Below are 18,565 nucleotides of genomic sequence, written 5' to 3' on the forward strand. Positions count from 1 at the left end.
AGGGCTTAACCAAGAGAAAAGGTTAAGACGGTTTGGATAGAACAAAGAGAGTTATTCTTAAGAGTAATCGGATGAAAAAGTATTTGCAAAGACAGATATGGTATGATATATTTAATGTGCAGTTTTGAAGGAACAATCCTTCTCCTTAAAGATAGGGGATTGGTCAAATGGTATGATAGGGGTCTCCAAAACCTTTGGTGGGAGTTCGATTCTCTCATCCCCTGCTATTTAAAGGATTTAAGTTGAATTTCAGCTTGAATCCTTTTTTTGCATTTAAAAAGATTAATTATAAAGTTGCTAAAACTATATAATAATAATGATGAGGAGATAATCATGAATGAATCTAAATATGAGCATATAGTACACCCATTTCCACCGTTGTATAACAGTGAATCAAGAATACTGATACTTGGAAGTCTGCCATCAGTTAAGTCAAGAGAGCAGATGTTTTTTTATGGACATCCGCAGAACAGATTCTGGAAAATGATTAGTGGCGTATTTGAAGAGGCAGTTCCGCAGACGATAGAAGAAAAGAAGGCATTTATGTTAAAGCATAATATTGCAATGTGGGATACGATATACAGCTGTGACATAATTGGTTCTAGTGACAGTAGTATTAAGAATGTTGTGCCAACAGATTTAAAAAGCATTATAGATAATTCTAAGATTGAAAAAGTAATATGTAATGGGAAAACATCAGGGAAATATTATGAAAAATATCAGATGAAATATCTGGGAATTAAACCAGATATTCTTCCCTCAACAAGTCCTGCAAATGCTGCATATTCATTGGGTAAACTTGTTGAGATATGGAAGAAATCTATAATATATTAGCTTTTTAATTATTTTTCAGGTTTAACAACATTAAGAGGCATCATAAGATGATCTATGAGGATGCTATAAGCTTTATCACCATTACCAGCTTTGAGATAATCAAAGTATTTCTTGTGTTCATCTAATGTACCAGTAATACGTCCATCAACCTCAAGAGCTGACTGAGAAGTAAGTTTTATCAGATACATTAGTCTTTGAAAAATGTGAAGGCACGGGCTGTCAGTTTGGCAGTCCGCGTCTTTTAATTTGCCAATAAATAAATACTATGATATCATTAATTATTATGTGGAAAAGGAATGATTCATATGGATAATATTATTATAAGAAGCATGAAAGAAGAGGATTCTTCAGAAGTCCTTGAGATGATGAAGGTGTTTTATGCCTCACCAGCACTGCTTTCAGACCCTTCAGAGGATGTTATGAAAAGGGATATTGCAGATTGTCTTGGAGATAATCCATTTATAGAGTGTTTTGTGTTCGAGAATAACACAGGTGTCATCATGGGTTATTCAATGGTTGCACACAGCTATTCTACTGAATGTGGTGGTAATTGTGAGTGGGTTGAGGACATATATATTAAGCCGGATTACAGAGGAAAGAATATTGCAGGTGAGTTCTTTGAACATCTTGACAATATGTATGGAAAAGAAGCTGTAAGATTCAGACTTGAGGTTGAAGAAGAGAATGAAAGAGCAGTGAAAGCATACAAGAAGGCTGGATTTGAGAGACTCGGTTATGTGCAGATGGCTAAGGATTACTAATTGGAGTTGTTATGAATAATAGTTATAATGAAAGAAGCATGAAGATAATTGACCTTAAGAAAACTATTTTAGAGGACAATGACGTTGATGCTGACAGATTAAGAGAAGAGTTAAAGAAGAAAAATGTATTTTATATGAATGTCATGTCAAGTCCCGGTTCGGGTAAGACTACAACTATTGTTGGTACAATTGAAAGACTTAGGAAACATTTTAATATAGGTGTAATGGAAGCAGACATTGATTCGGATGTTGATGCACTTACTGTTGCTAAGGCAGGAGTGTCAGCAGTACAGCTGCACACAGGCGGAATGTGTCATCTTGATGCTGATATGTCAAGACAGGGAATGGCTGCGTTAGAAGCTGAAGCAGATAATACACTTGATTTTATTATACTCGAGAACGTTGGTAATCTTGTGTGTCCGGCTGAGTTTGATACAGGCGCATGTCTTAATGTGGCAATTCTTTCAGTTCCGGAAGGAGATGATAAACCGCTTAAGTATCCGCTTATGTTTGAGAAGTGTCAGGTTGTGATTATTAATAAGATTGATTCCATGCCGGCATTTGATTTTGATATGGATAGGGTTAAGGATAATATTGCAATGAGAAATCCGGAAGCAGTAGTTTTCCCTATTTCTGCAAGAACAGGAGAAGGAATGGATGCATGGTGCGAATGGCTAAAAGACAATGCAGCACAATATTTAGGAGAGAACCAGAATGGGTAATGTAAGAGTAATTGATGTACATCAGAGTGTTTATGCCGTTAATGATGAGATAGCTGCTAAGACAAGGGCAAGGCTTAAGGAAGAGAAAACATTTATGGTTAATCTTATGTCAAGTCCGGGAGCAGGTAAGACTACAACTCTGATAAGAACAGCTAATATGTTAGGAGACAGATATCGTATAGGTGTAATGGAAGCAGATATTGATTCTTCTGTTGATGCTGAGAAGATGGCGGCAGCAGGGGTTACTTCAATTCAGGTGCATACAGGCGGAGAGTGTGCGATGGACGCTCATATGACCATGCAGGCACTTGATGAATTTGACACAGAGGGGCTTGATCTTCTTGTTATGGAGAATGTCGGTAATCTAGTATGTCCGGCTGAGACAGACACAGGAGCATCGCGTAATGTCGTTATTCTTTCGTATCCTGAGGGTGATGATAAGCCACTTAAATATCCTCTTATGTTCGAGGTGTGTCATGTAGTTCTTATCAATAAAATAGATACTAAAGAGTATTTTGATTTTGATGACAAAGCAGTTGTTGAAAGAATTCACGAAAGAAATCCATTGGCAAAGGTATTTTTCGTATCAGCTAAGACTGGCGAAGGCTTTGAAGAATGGATAAGCTGGCTTGACAATAATATTAAGGAATGGATTGGAGGTACAGTCTGATGGTAGACAGTCGTAATTTTAAAAAACAGAATCAGAAAGGACAGGGGTTAAAGAAGCATAAGTGGATTCCGCTTGTTGTTATCGTAGTGCTTGCACTTGTACTTATTCTTATACAGTATTTTATGATTGATATACTTATGGCAGTCAACACAAAATAGTTCATATATTCATGAATTCGGAAAGATTTAATAATCCCCAGCCCTGCAGATTATCTGGCAGGGCTTTTTTAGTACAGCAGGAATGGAGTCTTTTCTTTATCTCTTTAGGAGACATGTCTTTTTTTATCAGAACATCTGCAATTGCACCTGAAACAACCGGGGCAGACATGGAAGTTCCACTTTTTACAGAATATCCGCTAACGGAATTATTGCACGACCTGATATATGAACCATTTACAATAAGCTCTGGTTTGACTATACATTCACTGGTTGGACCTCTTCCTGAATAGAAATCTTTGCCATCCGGGGAACCGACTGTGATAATTTTTTTGCAGGTTCCGGGGATTGCAACAGTCTGTCGTCCAGGCCCTTCATTTCCAGCGGCTGCGACAACAATTATATTATTGTCCCAAAGCTTTTCAATTGCTTTTTCAAGAGCAATGAGGTTTTCCTTTTCGCCAAATGTGGTTGCACCGAAGGATATATTGACAACTCTTATATTCAAATCTTTCTGATGGGAGATTATCCAGCCAGCAGCATCTAAAACATTTTCTATCCTGCCATTACCAAGTCTGTCTAATACTTTGATTCCTGCGAGACTGGCAGCAGGGCAGATTCCTTTGATTCTGCCGTGGCTTGCATAACCGCTGCCAGCGATAATTCCACTTACATGGGTGCCATGTCCACAGTCGTCATAAGCATTTTTTCTGCCATTGACAAAGTCCTTGAAAGCTACTATACGGTTTTTGAAATCTATATGAGGATATATTCCTGAATCTATTACAGCAACAGTGATTAATTTATTCATAATAATTATTTTCAGAACATAATTTATATTTTAGTATATTCAGATTAGGTGGTTTAGTGCGGTTATATTACAGGGATTAGATGTGACTAATTATTCATTTGCTTTTTTATAAAAAATTGATATAATTTAAATATAAAAATTATGGAGGTACTTTAATGAAACAGTTAAAGGAAAAAGTTGCTATTGTAACAGGAGCAGGTCAGGGAATAGGTAAAGGAATTGCTCTTTGTCTTGCAAAAAGAGGGGTTAAGGTTATTGCAACGGGACGTAGAGCAGAGCCAATTGAGCAGACAATTGCAGAAATTAAGGAATTAGGAGGAGAAGGCTTCGCCATGACATGTGATTCAGCAGACAGAGCAAGAGTTGAAGAGGTTGTTAAGGCTGCTGCAGAAAAGTATGGAACAGTTGATGTTGTAGTTAATAACGCACAGGCTATTGTTCCTTCTGCTCCAGTTGAAGAAACTTCTTATGATAATATGCTTAAGGCATGGCAGAGTGGTGTAATTGGTTCGCTTAACTATATGCAGGCTGCATTCCCTTATATGAAGGAACAGCATGAAGGAAGAATTATTAACTTCGCTTCTGCAACAGGTATGTTTGGTATTGCAGGACAGTTAGCTTATGGTTCTAACAAGGAAGCATTAAGAGGTATGACTAAGATTGCAGCTAAGGAATGGGGACAGTATGGTATATGTGTCAATATCGTTCTTCCAGGAGCGGAATCACCAGCAGCTAAGGCATGGGCTGAGAAATTTCCAGAGGAATATGCGAAGCAGGTTAACCTTAATCCTATGAAGCGTTTTGGTGATCCAGAGATAGATATTGCTCCTGTCATTGCATTTTTAGCAGGTCCGGATTCATGTTATTTCTCAGGACAGAGTGTGATTGTTGATGGTGCTAATTCTATAATGCCATAATGGCTATATACATGTTGAAATAATTTGCTTTTTGGCGGTTCATGGAATATAATATTTACATCAATAATAATCGTGTATGAGAGGTTTATGTTATGGATAATAAGAGAATTGTAGTTGCCTTAGGAAGAAATGCATTTGGAGAAACATTTCCAGAGCAGCAGCAGAATGTTAAGAAAGCAGCAGTGGCAATAGCTGATCTTGTAGAAGCTAAGTATCAGGTTGTTATTACGCACAGTAATGGACCACAGGTCGGTATGATTCAGACAGCAATGACTGAGTTTGCAAGACTTGAGCCTGATGACAGAACAGTTGCTCCTATGTCTGTATGCGGAGCCATGAGTGAAGGTTATATTGGATATGATCTTCAGAATGCCATAAGAGAAGAGCTTATTAACAGAGGAATATATAAGACAGTTTCAACTATTATTACTCAGGTAAGAGTTGATCCTTTTGACATTGCTTTCAGTGAACCATCTAAGGTTATTGGTAGATATATGTCTAAAGAAGAAGCTGATGCTGAAGAAGAGAAGGGAAATTATGTAGTTGAAGAAGAGCCAGGTAAGTTCAGAAGAATAATTGCTTCACCTATGCCTATTGATATATATGAGATTGATGCTGTCAAGGCATTACTTGATGCAGATCAGGTTGTTATTGCAGCGGGCGGTGGTGGAATTCCTGTATTACAGCAAGGTTCACATCTTAAGGGTGCAAGTGCTATTATTGAAAAGGATTATACAGCTGCCAAGTTAGCAGAGCTTGTTGGAGCGGGAACATTACTTTTCCTTACAGCATATGATAAGCTTACTATAGGAAAGGGAACACCAGAGGAGAAGGTATTTGATACAGTTTCTGCAACAGATCTTCACCAGTATATTAAGGATGGTCACTTCCCAGCAGTTACAACTTTCCCTAAGGTTGATGCATCTATTAGATTCGTAACAGCAGATAAGGAAAGAAAGGCTGTTATTGCTAATCTTGAGAAGGCTAAGGAAGGTCTTGCTGGAAAGACAGGAACAACAATTACAGCGTAATATTTTACTCATAATATCAAATAAGGCACGGACATTCATGTCCGTGCCTTATTTGCAAATACAAATTTAAATATTAAGCAGCTTCTTTAACTCCGTTGCCAAAGAAATCTTCATACCATACAAGGAACATGTAAATTGTCCATATCTTACGTGAATTATCGGCCTTACCTTCTTTGTGGTCATCAAGATATTTAACAATCTCATCAGTGTTAAAATACTTTTCAGCAGCTTCACTTGTGAAAGCCTTTTTAATCATATTGTAGTACTTCTCATCCTTGAGCCAGATTCTGATAGGAACAGGGAATCCAAGTTTCTTCTTCTCAGCAACCATGTCTGGAAGATGTCTATGGGCAGCCTGTCTCATGGCATACTTGGTATTACTCTTGTTAACCTTGTACTTAGTTGGAATAGTACGGGCAACATTGAATACTTCCTTATCAAGGAAAGGAACTCTTACCTCAAGAGAATGAGCCATACTCATCTTGTCAGCCTTAAGTAAGATATCGCCTATCAGCCAGAAATTGATATCAATATATTGCATCTTAGTAATATCATCCTTATCAGCAACCTTATCATAGAAAGGCTTTGTAAGTTCCTTATGGTCATACTTGCCGGTAGGATTCTTTAATATCCTGGCACGCTCTTTTTCATTGAACATGAAAGCATTACCTATGAATCTTTCTTCAACTGTCTTGCTTGCTCTGTTCAAGAAGCTTTTTCCCTTGAATTTGAATGGGATAGCGTTGGCAATATTGGCAAGTCCTTTTCTTAAGCCCTTAGGGAGCTTCTGAAATTCTGCAAGGTCAAGTGGTTCTTTGTAAATGTTATATCCACCGAAGAACTCGTCAGCACCTTCACCTGACATGGCAACCTTTACATGCTTGGCTGCTGTCTGGCTTACAAAGTAAAGTGCAATGGCAGCAGGGTCAGCTAAAGGCTCGTCCATATGATACTGGATTTTAGGAATTGCAGCCCAGTATTCTTCACTTGAAACAAGCTTTGAATAATTGTCAATCTTAATCTTGTCAGATAAAGCTTTGGCATAGTCAATCTCGTTGTATTTTTCATAATCAAATCCAACAGTAAATGTTTTGTCACCGTTAAATGTAGCAGCAACATAGCTTGAATCAACACCGCTTGAGAGAAATGAACCAACCTCAACATCACTGATTTTATGGTGTTCAACTGAATCATGCATAACATCGTCGATTTCATCAACAAATTCATCTAAAGACTTGCTCTCATCAGCATCAAATGTTGGCTCCCAGTATCTTTCAATGTTAAGCTCGCCTTTGTGGAATGTAAAGCAGTGACCAGGCATCAACTTGAATATTCCTTTGAAAAATGTTTCATCAAGTACTGAGTACTGGAATGTGAGATAATTCTCAAGTGCAACAGGATTAACCTCTTTCTTATAAGCAGGATGCTCTAAGATACTTTTAATCTCTGAACCATATATCATGTTGCCGTCTGCAACTGTGTAGTAGAAAGGCTTGATTCCGAAGAAGTCTCTTGCTCCGAAAAGAGTTTCTTTTTCACTGTCCCAGATTACGAATGCAAACATTCCACGAAGTTTGTTAAGCATGTCCTTGCCATACTCCTCGTATGAGTGAATGAGAACTTCAGTATCTGAATTGTTAGCAAATACATGACCTTTCTCTATAAGGTCTTTTCTTAAATCCTGATAGTTATATATCTCACCGTTAAATGTTATTACTATCTTCTTATTTTCGTTAAACATAGGCTGGCTTCCGTTATCAAGGTCAATGATAGAAAGTCTTCTAAAGCCCATGTATGCTTTATCATCAATGTATTTACCAGCACTGTCAGGGCCTCTGTGAATAATTTTGTTCATCATGCGTTCAAGAACAGCATCACCATCAGCCAAGTATCCAGTAAAACCTGCGAATCCACACATGTATCTGTACCTCCATAATTATGACTGCACAATCTGTGCATTGTTAAATGTAGTGTGTAAAAATTACTTATGAATTATAACAAAGTAATCAGGCTAATACAAGTCAGTTTCTGTTTACAAAATATTTGAAATAAATTATAATAATTAATCAGGTAAGAAAAAGAAAGAGAGGTTCTTTATATTATGGACAAAATTAAGATGACAACTCCACTTGTAGAGATGGACGGAGATGAGATGACAAGAGTATTGTGGAAGCTTATCAAGGACGAGCTGCTCACTCCTTTTATTGATCTTAACACAGAATATTATGATTTAGGTCTTGTACATAGAAATGAGACTAATGATCAGGTGACTATAGATTCAGCAGAAGCTACTAAGAAGTATGGTGTTGCAGTAAAGTGTGCAACAATTACGCCTAATGCAGCAAGAATGACAGAATATAACCTTAAAGAGATGTATAAGAGCCCTAACGGAACAATAAGAGCCATGCTTGATGGTACAGTATTCAGAGCTCCTATTATCGTTAAGGGTATTGAGCCATATGTTAAGACATGGAAGAAGCCTATCACAATTGCAAGACATGCGTATGGTGATGTGTATAAGGCATCTGAGATGAAGGTTTCTGAGGCTGGTAAGGCAGAGCTTGTATTTACTAATGAGGCTGGTGAAGAGACAAGAGAGCTTATTCATAACTTTAAGGGCGCAGGAGTTCTTCAGGGAATGCATAATCTCAACGATTCTATCGAGAGCTTTGCAAGAAGCTGTTTTAATTTTGCACTTGAGACAAAGCAGGATCTTTGGTTTGCAACTAAGGATACAATCTCTAAAAAGTATGACCATACATTTAAGGACATATTCCAGGAGATATTTGATGCTGAGTATAAGACTAAGTTTGAAGAAGCAGGAATAACATATTTCTATACACTTATAGATGATGCAGTAGCAAGAGTTATCCGTTCAGAGGGTGGATATATCTGGGCTTGCAAGAACTATGATGGAGATGTTATGAGTGATATGGTAGCCACAGCATTTGGCTCACTTTCAATGATGACTTCTGTTCTTGTATCACCTCATGGATACTATGAGTATGAAGCTGCACACGGAACAGTACAGAGACACTATTATAAGCATCTTAAGGGTGAAGAAACATCTACTAACCCTATTGCTACTATATTTGCATGGACAGGCGCTTTAAGAAAAAGAGGAGAGCTGGATAATATTCCTGAGCTTGGAAAATTTGCTGATACTCTTGAGCGTGCATGCATTAAGACTATTGAAGATGGAAAGATGACAAAGGATCTTGCTCTTATTACAACAATGGAGAATCCTGTAACACTTAATACACAGGATTTCATCAGTGCAATAAGGCAGACTCTTGAGGGACTTCTTTAATTAGAAGTCCGTTGGTTTCCATTTAATGATGGAGGGGCGTTATGTCACATTTATTGGGTATAACATTTAGAAGCATGAATATAAGCCAGCTGGTTATATGGTTCTTCATATACAGCTTTCTTGGCTGGTGTATGGAATGTGTAGTTATCAGAAAGCAGCTTGGGTACTGGGAAAACAGAGGGTTTGCCAAGCTTCCTTTCTGTATAATATACGGATTTGGAACACTCATTGCTTTTAATATTTTTAAACCTATAGAGCATAATTATATTGCACTATATATTTTCGGATGTATATGTGCTACAGCATTTGAGTATCTTACAGCACAGGTTATGTTAAAGCTGTTTGGTGAAGTGTGGTGGAATTATGATCATCTTAAGTTTAATTACAAAGGCATCATATGCTTACAGTCAACACTTGCCTGGGGGTTTGTTGCCGTATTTATATTCGGATTTTTGAATAAATTTGTGGAGCGTTTTGTATTCTCAATCGATTACAGGATTGCCAGCGTTATGGCAATGATTCTTGTCTTTTCATATACTGCGGATTTTATGCAGAGTTTTTCGGAAAGTCTTAATATGCAGAATATGGATATCAGAGCGGAGATGAGAAAGTTTATTAAGATGTTTCACAGATAATCAGCATCTTATTGACAATTGATTCGGGGATAATTATATGATTTTTAAAAAGTTACGAAACAATTTTAGTCTTTTAATTGACAGCAGCAGGCATGTATGGACATTTGAACTGGCGTACAAGCTTGTTGCTTTTGCTGTTATATTCCCCATTGTTTTATTCGCAATTAATTTTCTTATGAAGATAGCAGGAGTGAATTATCTTACTAATGAATATATTCAGAGAGCAATGACACATCCTGTAGTCATATTTGCAATTTTTCTTGCTATTGGTATATTTGTATTCTATTGCACTTATGAGATGACATATCTTTCAGTCTGTTTTGAGACAAAGAGAACATCATGTAATGCATCTCTTGTTGATATATTTTATAATTCTTATAAGGTTTTTAAAAATGTTTTTAAGCCAAGGCATGTTGGACTGAGTATATTTTACTTCATATCAATTCTGGCTTCCAATGTAACTGTATGGTTTAATGTCTTATACAGTGAGACTAATACTAATTTAATTAAAATGTATATCATTAGGAATCACTGGTATATTAAGGTTGAAGTTATATTTGTGTTTATTATTATATACGCAATTGTTATTCCGGGAATATATGCAATGAATATATGCATGATGGAAGGACTGGGATTTAGGGAAGCATATAAGAAAAGTGCCCGTATGGTTAAGAAGCATCCAATGGGAACAATATCAGCACTTGTTGTGTATAATCTGGTTATGCTTGCAATTATTGGAATAACTTATGTGCTTATATCAGTATTTCTTGTTGCAGGTGTTAAGATTCTTAATATGGCATATCTTGGTAATGCTATATTTCTGTCTGCATTAAGAACAGAAAGACTAATTATAAAATGTATTCTTGTATGTGTTGCAATACCACTGTCTTTTTCGGCTATTTCTCATATGTATTACAAATATACTGATGTGGACGATATTACGTTTGAGTTCACAGATATACAGGAAGGTCCTGCAAAAAGAAGAAAGATAATATATAGTATTGTTTTAACAGTTGCTGTTGTTGCAGATGCATTTTATCTTATAATGACATTTAATGATAATCCATTTGAAAATGTAGCTATCTTTCATGAGACTAAGGTTATGGCTCACAGGGGGGCTTCAACAGAGACACCTGAGAATACAATGGCAGCATTTCAGAAAGCTATAGATGATATGGCGGATTATATTGAACTTGATGTACAGCTTACAAGTGATGGAGAAGTTATAGTGATGCATGATTCTAATGCATATCGTACAACAGGTGTGGATGAAAACATTGCAAATATGACATACAAAGAGGTTAGAAGGCTTGATGCAGGTTCATGGTATTCAGTTGAATATAAAGGTGAGAAAGTACCAGGACTTAGAGAAGTACTAGAACTTGCACAGGGAAAGATAAAGCTTAATATAGAATTAAAGCCTGCTGATAATAGTGAAGAACTTGCAAGGAAAACAGTCGCTCTCATTGAAAAATATAATATGGAGAATGATTGCGTAATAACATCATTTAGCAGTTCAGCTTTATCGGCAGCAAAATCATGTGATGAAAATATTAGAGTCGGATATATATTATCTGCGGCGTATGGCGATTATTATGATATGAAGAATATAGATTTCTTTAGTGTCAATGCAGCATTTTTATCAAAGAGGACTATAGATGCAATTCATAATTCAGGTAAACAGGTGTATGCGTGGACGGTTAATAATAAGGATTCTATCAAGAACCTGACTAATAAAGGAGTTGACGGTGTCATCACAGATAATCCGGTTCTTGCAAGGGAAACAATTTATTCAAGAGATACTTCTGAAACAATTATTAATATGATCAGATATGTGTTTAATCAGTAGAATGGGGGCATACGTATGGAAAGAGGAATAGGAACTTCCAGAGGAATAGGCATTGGGCATGTACTTGTAGTGTCTAATAATAATGCTGTTGTAAACAGAGGAACACATTATAACGCAAATGAAGAGAAAGCAAGGTTTTTTGAGGCAAGGAAAATATTTATGGAGCAGACAGAGAGCCTGCTAACTGACCTTGAAAAGAAGCTAGGAGAGTCAGATAAGGATGCACTTGTACTTAAGAACCAGATATATCTTGTGAAGGATATTACAACAGAAAGTGAGGTTGTCGCTGCAATTGAGAATAATAACATCTGTGCGGAGGCAGCATTTGAAGATGTATGCAATAAGCTTATTAAACTGTTTTCTTCAATGGATAATTCTGATATGCAGCAGCGTGTTACAGATATTCAGGATATGAAGGAGCGCATGATACAGATATTACAAGGAGAGAAAGCATTTGACTTAACTAATCTTCCTGATAATACTGTTATTGTGGCAGATGAGATTAAACCATCTATGACAGCTTCAATGGATATAGCACATGTTGCAGGTATTGTTGCGGAAAAAGGTGGCGACACAGCACATGCTTCTATTCTTGCCAGGGCACTTGAGATTCCGGCAGTACTTAGCGTAAAAGGTATTCTTGAAAAGGTGGGTAATGGTGATTCTATAATAATAGATGGAGCGTATGGAGAAGTATTTATTAACCCTACACAGAGAACTCTTTCTATCTATGAGAAGAAAAAAAAGAAATACGAAGAACATATTGAAGAATTAAAGACATTTATAAATAAAAGCACAGAGACAGCTGATGGCAAAAAAGTTATGCTTGCTGCCAATATTGGAGGAGCTGAAGAGGCTGCCAAGGCAGTTAAGGCGGGAGCTGAAGGTGTGGGACTTTTCAGAACAGAATTCCTGTTTCTTAACAAAAGTGCGCTGCCTACAGAAGAAGAGCAGTTTGAGGAATACAAGAAGGCAGCAGTGCTGACAAAAGGTATGCCACTTACAATAAGAACACTTGATATTGGTGGTGATAAGGATATTCCTTATATGGGCCTTACTAAAGAAACCAATCCATTTTTAGGATACCGTGCAATAAGATTTTGTCTTGACAGAGTTGATATATTCACGACACAGCTCCGTGCGATATTAAGAGCCAGTGCATATGGTTCTATAAGAATTATGATACCTATGATTACATCGGTTAATGAAATCAGACAGGTCAAGGAGCTTATTAAGAAGATATGCAGTGATCTTGAACGTAATGGAATTAGTTATGACAAGAATATCCATATAGGCGTTATGATTGAGACTCCTGCTGCTGCTGTCATGGCAGATGTTATAGCACAGGAGGTTGATTTCTTTTCAATAGGCACTAATGACCTCACACAGTATACTATTGCAGTAGACAGATGCAATGAAAATGTAGCATATCTGTATTCTGCATTCAATCCGGCAGTATTAAGACTTATAAGAAGGATAATAGAATGTGCCCATAATGCAGGTATTGAAGCCGGAATGTGTGGAGAGGCAGCTGCAAATGCTTTAATGGCTCCTATATTGTTATCATTTGGTCTGGATGAATTCTCAGTATCAACAGGAAAGGTATTAGAGACAAGAAAGACAATTGCAGACTGGTCACTTAAAGAAGCCGGACTTGTAACAGATAAGGTTATGTCAATGGCAACTGAGAAGGAAGTAACAGACTATCTTAGTGACTATTTATCAGAAAGAAATAAAAAATAAAAGGAAATATATATATGGCAGTTTATGAAACAGATGAGATTATCGAGAAAGTTATTCTGGTTGGAGTAGCATTTGATACAGATGATGATACAGAACGCTCCCTGGATGAGCTTAGAGAGCTTGCCAAGACAGCGGGCGCACAGACAGTTGGAAGGATGATTCAGACAAGAGATAATTTTCACCCTGCAACATATATTGGCAAGGGAAAGATTGAAGAATTAAGACTTATGATTGACGAGCTTGATGCTACGGGAATTATATGTGATGACGAATTAAGTCCTGCCCAGTTTAAGAATCTTGAGGATGAACTTGACGTTAAAGTCATGGACAGAACAATGGTTATTCTTGACATATTTGCGGCAAGAGCTACATCAAGTGAAGGTAAGATTCAGGTTGAGATGGCACAGTTAAAGTACCGTTCAATAAGACTTGCAGGCTTCGGAACATCAATGTCAAGACTTGGTGGCGGAATAGGAACAAGAGGTCCCGGTGAGAAAAAGATTGAGACAGACAGACGACTTATAAGGGACAGAATATCAAAGCTCTCAGCAGACCTTAAGGATATGAAGGAGCACAGAGATGTCCAGAGAAGCAAAAGAGCTAAGACCTCAACACCTGTTGCGGCTATAGTTGGATATACCAATGCTGGCAAATCAACGCTTCTTAACAAGCTTACTGATGCAGGTGTGTTGTCGGAGGACAAGCTTTTTGCAACACTTGACCCTACAACAAGAAGTATGGAACTTCCTAATGGAGAGAAAGTGTTGCTTACTGATACAGTCGGATTTATAAGAAAGCTTCCACATAATCTTATTGAAGCATTCAAAAGTACTCTTGAAGAGGCAAAGTATGCAGACATTATAGTGCATGTTGTTGATGTATCCAACCCGGACTATGAACAGCAGATGTCAACAGTATATGCAACACTAAAGCAGTTAGGTGTTGAAGGAAAGCCTGTTATTACATTATTTAATAAATGTGATGTTTTACCGGAGAAACCAGCAGCTAAAGATTTACACGCAGACTACACATACAATATATCTGCCATAAGAGGCAATGGCCTTGATGCATTTAAAGAGTGCATACAGGAAATTATTCTTAAGAGCAGAATAAGAATTGAAAGAGTATTTCCTTACAGTGAAGCAGGCAAGATACAGCTTATAAGACAGTTTGGACAGCTTGAAAGTGAAGAGTACACAGAAGATGGAATCAAGGTGCTTGCCTATGTTCCTAAGGAGATAGAAGGGAAGTTGTAATTATGAATCTGATAGCAACAGTAGATAAGAACTGGGCAATAGGGAAACAGGGACATCTTCTTGTTAATATTCCAGAAGATATTAAGCTTTTCCGAATGGAAACAGCAGGAAAAGCTGCAATAATGGGAAGAAAGACTTATGAACAGATTACAGACAGAACAGCACTTATAGACAGATATAATGTTATTCTTACTAATGATTTGTCATATAAGAAGGACGGAGTTGTTGTAGTACATTCAGTAGAAGAGGCACTTGAAAAGGTTGCATCATATAAGTCAGAGGATGTATATGTAATTGGCGGAGAATCTGTATTTGAACAGTTTCTTCCATATTGCGATGTGGCACATATAACGAGTGTTGATTATAAATATGATGCAGATGCACATTTTCCTAATCTGGATAAGATACCAGAATGGAAAGTTACACAGATGAGTGAGGAACATACATACTTTGATTTGTGTTACGAATTTAAAAAGTACTGTAAAATGTAAATTATGATTTGAATCGTGCAGAAACGGATATGATAGAAAAGTTTCTTGCATATTTTTTTCATTGAAAATATACATTTTATTTGATACTATAATAAAAAAACAAGAGAGGGGAGAAATGTTATGTTTTGCACAAAATGCGGATATAATGCAGGGACAGCTAAGTTTTGTCCAAAGTGTGGAAATCCTTTAAATCCACAGCCAGTACAGGAAACACCTGTACAGAACGAACCGGTTGTACAGACGGTACAGAGTGAGCCGGTTGTACAGCAGCAGTTTGGAACTCAGCCACAGTCAGGGGCAGTTCCTCCAGTGAATGCAGACGTACCAAGATATCAGGAAGCACCTCCTATGCAGCCACAGCCTAGGAAGAAAAAGAAGAAATGGCCAATTGTTGTTGCTATAATAGCAGTTATTGCGGCAGCGGCAGCAGTAATTGGATTTGTAGTACTTCCTAATGTGTTATCACCAGATAAGCATGCAAAAGCAGCTATCAAGAAGCTTGGAACAGGTCTTGAGAATACAGCAAGCAGTGCGTTTGATAATATGTCATTTACATCTGTATCAGATAAGAGTCAGATAACAGGTACATTAAAGATTGATACTGCCACAATTGATGGCGAGAAGTATTCAGATTATATAAAGGCTGATACAGTTACATATGATATTCAGATGGATGCTTCTACAGAGAAGATGGCAGGAGAGATTAAGTTACAGAATGGTTCAGCTACAGCACTTACAGCTACATTTTATTCAGATGGTAATAACATGTATTTCAAAGTTCCTGAGTTGTTCTCAGAGTCATTCGTGATTTCACTGGCACAGCTAGAGGATGAAATTGATTCAGGCTTTTCTTATGGAAGTATGGGCAGTATTTCAAAGTATTTCTCATCAATTGATACAAGCAATATTGAATTGTACAGAGAACCTGTTAATGCTGCAGTTAAATGTGTAGTTAAAGGTATTAACACATTTGCAGAAGAATGTGAATACAAGAAGGGCGATAAGCTTACATATAATTCTGATAACGGAGACATCAAGGTTTCTGAATATAGCATAACAATAACTAAGGATGCTGTTATTAAGGCATGCGAAACAGTCATTGATGAATTATATGCAAGTAAAGATCTTTCTTCTTATATGACACTTCTTACAATGGCAGGTGTTTCACAGACAACTATCAAGAGCAGTATTGAGAGTTCATTAAGTGATATGCAGCCAGTTACAATATCAATGTATGTTAATAAGAAGGATGAGATTGTAAGGCTTGCAATTGATGCGGCAGATTATAACACAAGCGAAAAAGGATTTATTGCAATGTCATTTCTTGGCAATGACAATCCATTTGAATATGTTGTTATCGAAGCAGATGTTGATGATATTAATATGAAGTATACAGTAAGGACACAGGATAATAAGGCTGCACTGGCATTAGAGATGACTCAGAATAAAGAGTATATCAAAGCAGGAGCAGAGCTCAGTGCATCAGGAACAACGGTAAAGATTGATAATCTTTATGTGAATAGTAATATTGATGGCAGCAATATAGATATGAAGCTTTCAGGTGAAGCTACACAGAAGGAATTCAGCAAGTTAAAATATTCTGCATCAGATTATTCGGGAGCTTATAATCTTGCTAATCTTACTGATACACAGAGCACAACACTGGCATATGAGCTTATGAAGAATTTAAATGTTTTATCTAATGTGTTCAGTGATAATCTATATAATGAATTGTTTAATGGAAAGAGTTCTTCTGGTAGTGCAAGACTTGGGTTTTAATGGCAGTTATTAACTAATGAGTAATTAGAAAGATGAGGGTATATAATATGGAATTGGCAATTATTATTGGGGTAGTTGTGATTTTATTTATCGTTTTTATTCTTGCAAGTTATATTAAAGCACCAACAGACAGGGCACTGATTGTTTCAGGTCTTAGAAAGAATCCTAAATTTGTTATTGGTAAGTCAGCATTAAGAATTCCATTCTTACAGAGAGTTGATAAACTTGAACTCAAGATGATTTCTGTTGATGTCAAGACAAAGGAATCAGTTCCAACCAATGAATATATTAATGTCAATATTGATTCTGCTGTAAAGATTAAGGTTGGTTCTTCTAAGGAAATGCTTGAGAAAGCAGCAAGCAACTTCCTTAACAAGAACGAAGATTATATCAGAAACTCAGTAGGAGATGTATTAGAGGGTAATGTTCGTGAGATTATAGGACAGATGAGGCTGGAAGATATTGTTCAGGACAGAAAGATGTTTGCTGAGAAGGTACAGGAAAATGCTGCTCCGGATATGGCAAGAATGGGTCTTGAAATAGTAAGCTTTAATGTCCAGAATGTTACTGATGAGGGAAATGTTATTGAGAACCTTGGTATTGACAGGGTTGTAAGTATCAGTAAATCAGCACAGATATCAAGAGCAGAATCAGAAAGGGATATTGCAGTTGCCAAGGCTAATGCAACAAAGCAGGCAAATGATGCAAGAATCGAAGCTGAGACTGCTATTGCAGAAAGAAATAACGAACTTGAGATTAAGAAACAGGAATTAAAGAGATCAGCAGATGTTAAGAAAGCTGAGGCTGATGCTGCATACGAAATCCAGCAGCAGGAACAGAGAAAAACAATCGAAATTACAACTGCGAATGCTAATATTGCAAAGCAGGAGAAAGAGATTGAGTTAAGAGAGAAAGAGATTGCTGTTAAGGAAAAAACACTTGATGCAGATATACGTAAGCAGGCAGAAGCAGAGAAATACGCAACACAGCAGAAGGCTGATGCACAGCTTTACCAGAGACAGAAGGAAGCAGAAGCAAAACAGTTCGAAATTCAGAAACAGGCAGAGGCTAAGAAGGCACAGGCAGAAGCAGACAGATTTGCAAAAGAGCAGGAAGCTGAGGCTGTTAAGGCACAGGGAATTGCTGAAGCAGAAAGCATTAAGGCAAAAGGTCTTGCAGATGCAGAAAGTATTAAGGCAAGAGGTCTTGCTGAGGCTGAGGCTATGGAAAAGAAAGCAGAGGCAATGGCTAAGTATGGTAAAGCTGCTATGACAGAGATGATTATTAAAGTCCTTCCACAGATGGCAGAAGCAATTGCAAAGCCTCTTGAAAGCATTGATAAGGTTACTATTATTGATGGAGGTTCAGGTGAGAACGGAGTAGGAACTTTCAGTGGTAATGTACTGTCAGTTCTTGCTAAGACAATTGAGAGTATCAAGGAAACTACAGGTTTTGACCTGACAGAAGTCATGAAGGCTAATACATATGATGCAAAGACTACTAAGAACGTTAATTTCACAGGTCTTCCAGAAGAGATGAGTGCAGCAGCTAAAGAGCCTGAAACTGATGGTAAAACAGAATAATACTGATTAATTAAGAAT

18 protein-coding genes and 1 tRNA gene are annotated in these 18,565 nt (G+C 37.2%); 16 read left to right on the forward strand and 3 right to left on the reverse strand.

The window, feature by feature from the left end; genetic code table 11:
• Positions 1-153: 153 nt before the first annotated feature.
• Both GKE48_RS09615 and GKE48_RS09620 read left to right on the forward strand, forming a co-directional pair.
• Positions 154-224, forward strand: a tRNA-Trp gene (locus tag GKE48_RS09615).
• 109 nt (positions 225-333) lie between these two features.
• On the forward strand, positions 334-834 hold the full coding sequence (locus GKE48_RS09620; protein ID WP_022097231.1) for a DNA-deoxyinosine glycosylase: 501 nt from the start codon (positions 334-336) through the stop codon (positions 832-834).
• 8 nt (positions 835-842) lie between these two features.
• On the opposite strand, the gene GKE48_RS09625 is transcribed toward GKE48_RS09620, so the two are convergent.
• Positions 843-1,022, reverse strand: a complete 180-nt coding sequence (locus GKE48_RS09625; RefSeq protein ID WP_012738945.1) for a hypothetical protein — start codon at positions 1,020-1,022, stop codon at positions 843-845.
• A gap of 117 nt (positions 1,023-1,139) precedes the next feature.
• Between GKE48_RS09625 and GKE48_RS09630 the strand changes: the two genes are divergently transcribed.
• The 4 genes from GKE48_RS09630 to GKE48_RS09645 are packed head-to-tail and all read left to right on the forward strand — an operon-like array spanning position 1,140 to position 3,145.
• Entirely contained in the window at positions 1,140-1,595 is a 456-nt protein-coding gene (locus GKE48_RS09630; RefSeq protein ID WP_243138492.1) for a GNAT family N-acetyltransferase, read from the forward strand.
• 11 nt (positions 1,596-1,606) lie between these two features.
• Positions 1,607-2,317 (forward strand): hydrogenase nickel incorporation protein HypB, encoded by a 711-nt coding sequence (gene hypB / locus GKE48_RS09635; protein WP_118265957.1) that lies wholly within the window; start codon positions 1,607-1,609, stop codon positions 2,315-2,317.
• A complete protein-coding gene (gene hypB / locus GKE48_RS09640) occupies positions 2,310-2,987 on the forward strand; it encodes a hydrogenase nickel incorporation protein HypB (RefSeq protein WP_022097228.1) in 678 nt (225 codons plus the stop codon). Before hypB (GKE48_RS09635) ends, hypB (GKE48_RS09640) begins: the two co-directional genes overlap by 8 nt.
• Complete coding sequence (locus GKE48_RS09645; protein WP_022097227.1) at positions 2,987-3,145, forward strand: hypothetical protein; 159 nt, start codon at positions 2,987-2,989, stop codon at positions 3,143-3,145. The genes hypB (GKE48_RS09640) and GKE48_RS09645 overlap by 1 nt, the downstream gene beginning before the upstream one ends.
• 1 nt (position 3,146) lies before the next feature.
• Here the strand turns inward: GKE48_RS09645 and GKE48_RS09650 are convergent, their stop codons facing one another.
• Positions 3,147-3,953: a S8 family peptidase gene (locus GKE48_RS09650; protein ID WP_154300961.1), complete on the reverse strand. Its 807-nt coding sequence runs from the start codon at positions 3,951-3,953 to the stop codon at positions 3,147-3,149.
• A 155-nt stretch (positions 3,954-4,108) separates the two neighbouring features.
• Between GKE48_RS09650 and GKE48_RS09655 the strand changes: the two genes are divergently transcribed.
• Both GKE48_RS09655 and arcC read left to right on the forward strand, forming a co-directional pair.
• Positions 4,109-4,870, forward strand: coding sequence for an SDR family NAD(P)-dependent oxidoreductase (locus GKE48_RS09655; RefSeq protein ID WP_022097656.1), 762 nt, complete (start codon positions 4,109-4,111; stop codon positions 4,868-4,870).
• Positions 4,871-4,962: 92 nt separating this feature from the next.
• The gene (gene arcC, locus GKE48_RS09660; RefSeq protein ID WP_022097657.1) at positions 4,963-5,901 is read left to right on the forward strand and encodes a carbamate kinase; all 939 of its coding nucleotides are present in this window, start codon (positions 4,963-4,965) and stop codon (positions 5,899-5,901) included.
• A gap of 73 nt (positions 5,902-5,974) precedes the next feature.
• On the opposite strand, the gene asnB is transcribed toward arcC, so the two are convergent.
• Positions 5,975-7,819, reverse strand: coding sequence for an asparagine synthase (glutamine-hydrolyzing) (asnB, locus tag GKE48_RS09665; protein WP_154300962.1), 1,845 nt, complete (start codon positions 7,817-7,819; stop codon positions 5,975-5,977).
• A 183-nt stretch (positions 7,820-8,002) separates the two neighbouring features.
• On the opposite strand from asnB, the gene GKE48_RS09670 reads away from it, so the two are divergent.
• The 8 genes from GKE48_RS09670 (at position 8,003) to GKE48_RS09705 (ending at position 18,547) form a co-directional block, all read left to right on the forward strand.
• A complete protein-coding gene (locus GKE48_RS09670) occupies positions 8,003-9,211 on the forward strand; it encodes an NADP-dependent isocitrate dehydrogenase (protein ID WP_154300963.1) in 1,209 nt (402 codons plus the stop codon).
• Positions 9,212-9,252: 41 nt separating this feature from the next.
• On the forward strand, positions 9,253-9,846 hold the full coding sequence (locus tag GKE48_RS09675) for a putative ABC transporter permease (protein ID WP_243004229.1): 594 nt from the start codon (positions 9,253-9,255) through the stop codon (positions 9,844-9,846).
• 37 nt (positions 9,847-9,883) lie between these two features.
• Complete coding sequence (locus GKE48_RS09680; RefSeq protein ID WP_119220287.1) at positions 9,884-11,695, forward strand: glycerophosphodiester phosphodiesterase family protein; 1,812 nt, start codon at positions 9,884-9,886, stop codon at positions 11,693-11,695.
• Positions 11,696-11,710: 15 nt separating this feature from the next.
• Positions 11,711-13,438, forward strand: coding sequence for a phosphoenolpyruvate--protein phosphotransferase (gene ptsP / locus GKE48_RS09685; RefSeq protein ID WP_154300964.1), 1,728 nt, complete (start codon positions 11,711-11,713; stop codon positions 13,436-13,438).
• Positions 13,439-13,452: 14 nt separating this feature from the next.
• The gene (gene hflX, locus GKE48_RS09690) at positions 13,453-14,694 is read left to right on the forward strand and encodes a GTPase HflX (protein WP_154300965.1); all 1,242 of its coding nucleotides are present in this window, start codon (positions 13,453-13,455) and stop codon (positions 14,692-14,694) included.
• A gap of 2 nt (positions 14,695-14,696) precedes the next feature.
• Positions 14,697-15,185, forward strand: coding sequence for a dihydrofolate reductase (locus tag GKE48_RS09695; RefSeq protein ID WP_119220285.1), 489 nt, complete (start codon positions 14,697-14,699; stop codon positions 15,183-15,185).
• 120 nt (positions 15,186-15,305) lie between these two features.
• Positions 15,306-16,964 (forward strand): zinc ribbon domain-containing protein, encoded by a 1,659-nt coding sequence (locus tag GKE48_RS09700; protein WP_154300966.1) that lies wholly within the window; start codon positions 15,306-15,308, stop codon positions 16,962-16,964.
• A 47-nt stretch (positions 16,965-17,011) separates the two neighbouring features.
• Positions 17,012-18,547, forward strand: coding sequence for a flotillin family protein (locus GKE48_RS09705; protein WP_154300967.1), 1,536 nt, complete (start codon positions 17,012-17,014; stop codon positions 18,545-18,547).
• Positions 18,548-18,565 lie beyond the last annotated feature (18 nt).

It is taken from the genome of Lachnospira eligens (genome assembly GCF_009680455.1).
GTDB classification, from domain to species: Bacteria; Bacillota; Clostridia; order Lachnospirales; family Lachnospiraceae; genus Lachnospira; species Lachnospira eligens_A.

Coding starts and splice junctions, on each gene's coding strand:
- GKE48_RS09675 (WP_243004229.1), top strand. CDS start 9,253: ATGTCACATTTATTGGGTATAACATTTAGAAGCATGAATATAAGCCAG.
- GKE48_RS09670 (WP_154300963.1), top strand. CDS start 8,003: ATGGACAAAATTAAGATGACAACTCCACTTGTAGAGATGGACGGAGAT.
- GKE48_RS09630 (WP_243138492.1), top strand. CDS start 1,140: ATGGATAATATTATTATAAGAAGCATGAAAGAAGAGGATTCTTCAGAA.
- hypB (WP_118265957.1), top strand. CDS start 1,607: ATGAATAATAGTTATAATGAAAGAAGCATGAAGATAATTGACCTTAAG.
- GKE48_RS09620 (WP_022097231.1), top strand. CDS start 334: ATGAATGAATCTAAATATGAGCATATAGTACACCCATTTCCACCGTTG.
- ptsP (WP_154300964.1), top strand. CDS start 11,711: ATGGAAAGAGGAATAGGAACTTCCAGAGGAATAGGCATTGGGCATGTA.
- hflX (WP_154300965.1), top strand. CDS start 13,453: ATGGCAGTTTATGAAACAGATGAGATTATCGAGAAAGTTATTCTGGTT.
- GKE48_RS09625 (WP_012738945.1), bottom strand. CDS start 1,022: ATGTATCTGATAAAACTTACTTCTCAGTCAGCTCTTGAGGTTGATGGA.
- hypB (WP_022097228.1), top strand. CDS start 2,310: ATGGGTAATGTAAGAGTAATTGATGTACATCAGAGTGTTTATGCCGTT.
- GKE48_RS09700 (WP_154300966.1), top strand. CDS start 15,306: ATGTTTTGCACAAAATGCGGATATAATGCAGGGACAGCTAAGTTTTGT.
- GKE48_RS09705 (WP_154300967.1), top strand. CDS start 17,012: ATGGAATTGGCAATTATTATTGGGGTAGTTGTGATTTTATTTATCGTT.
- GKE48_RS09650 (WP_154300961.1), bottom strand. CDS start 3,953: ATGAATAAATTAATCACTGTTGCTGTAATAGATTCAGGAATATATCCT.
- GKE48_RS09680 (WP_119220287.1), top strand. CDS start 9,884: ATGATTTTTAAAAAGTTACGAAACAATTTTAGTCTTTTAATTGACAGC.
- GKE48_RS09655 (WP_022097656.1), top strand. CDS start 4,109: ATGAAACAGTTAAAGGAAAAAGTTGCTATTGTAACAGGAGCAGGTCAG.
- asnB (WP_154300962.1), bottom strand. CDS start 7,819: ATGTGTGGATTCGCAGGTTTTACTGGATACTTGGCTGATGGTGATGCT.
- GKE48_RS09695 (WP_119220285.1), top strand. CDS start 14,697: ATGAATCTGATAGCAACAGTAGATAAGAACTGGGCAATAGGGAAACAG.
- arcC (WP_022097657.1), top strand. CDS start 4,963: ATGGATAATAAGAGAATTGTAGTTGCCTTAGGAAGAAATGCATTTGGA.
- GKE48_RS09645 (WP_022097227.1), top strand. CDS start 2,987: ATGGTAGACAGTCGTAATTTTAAAAAACAGAATCAGAAAGGACAGGGG.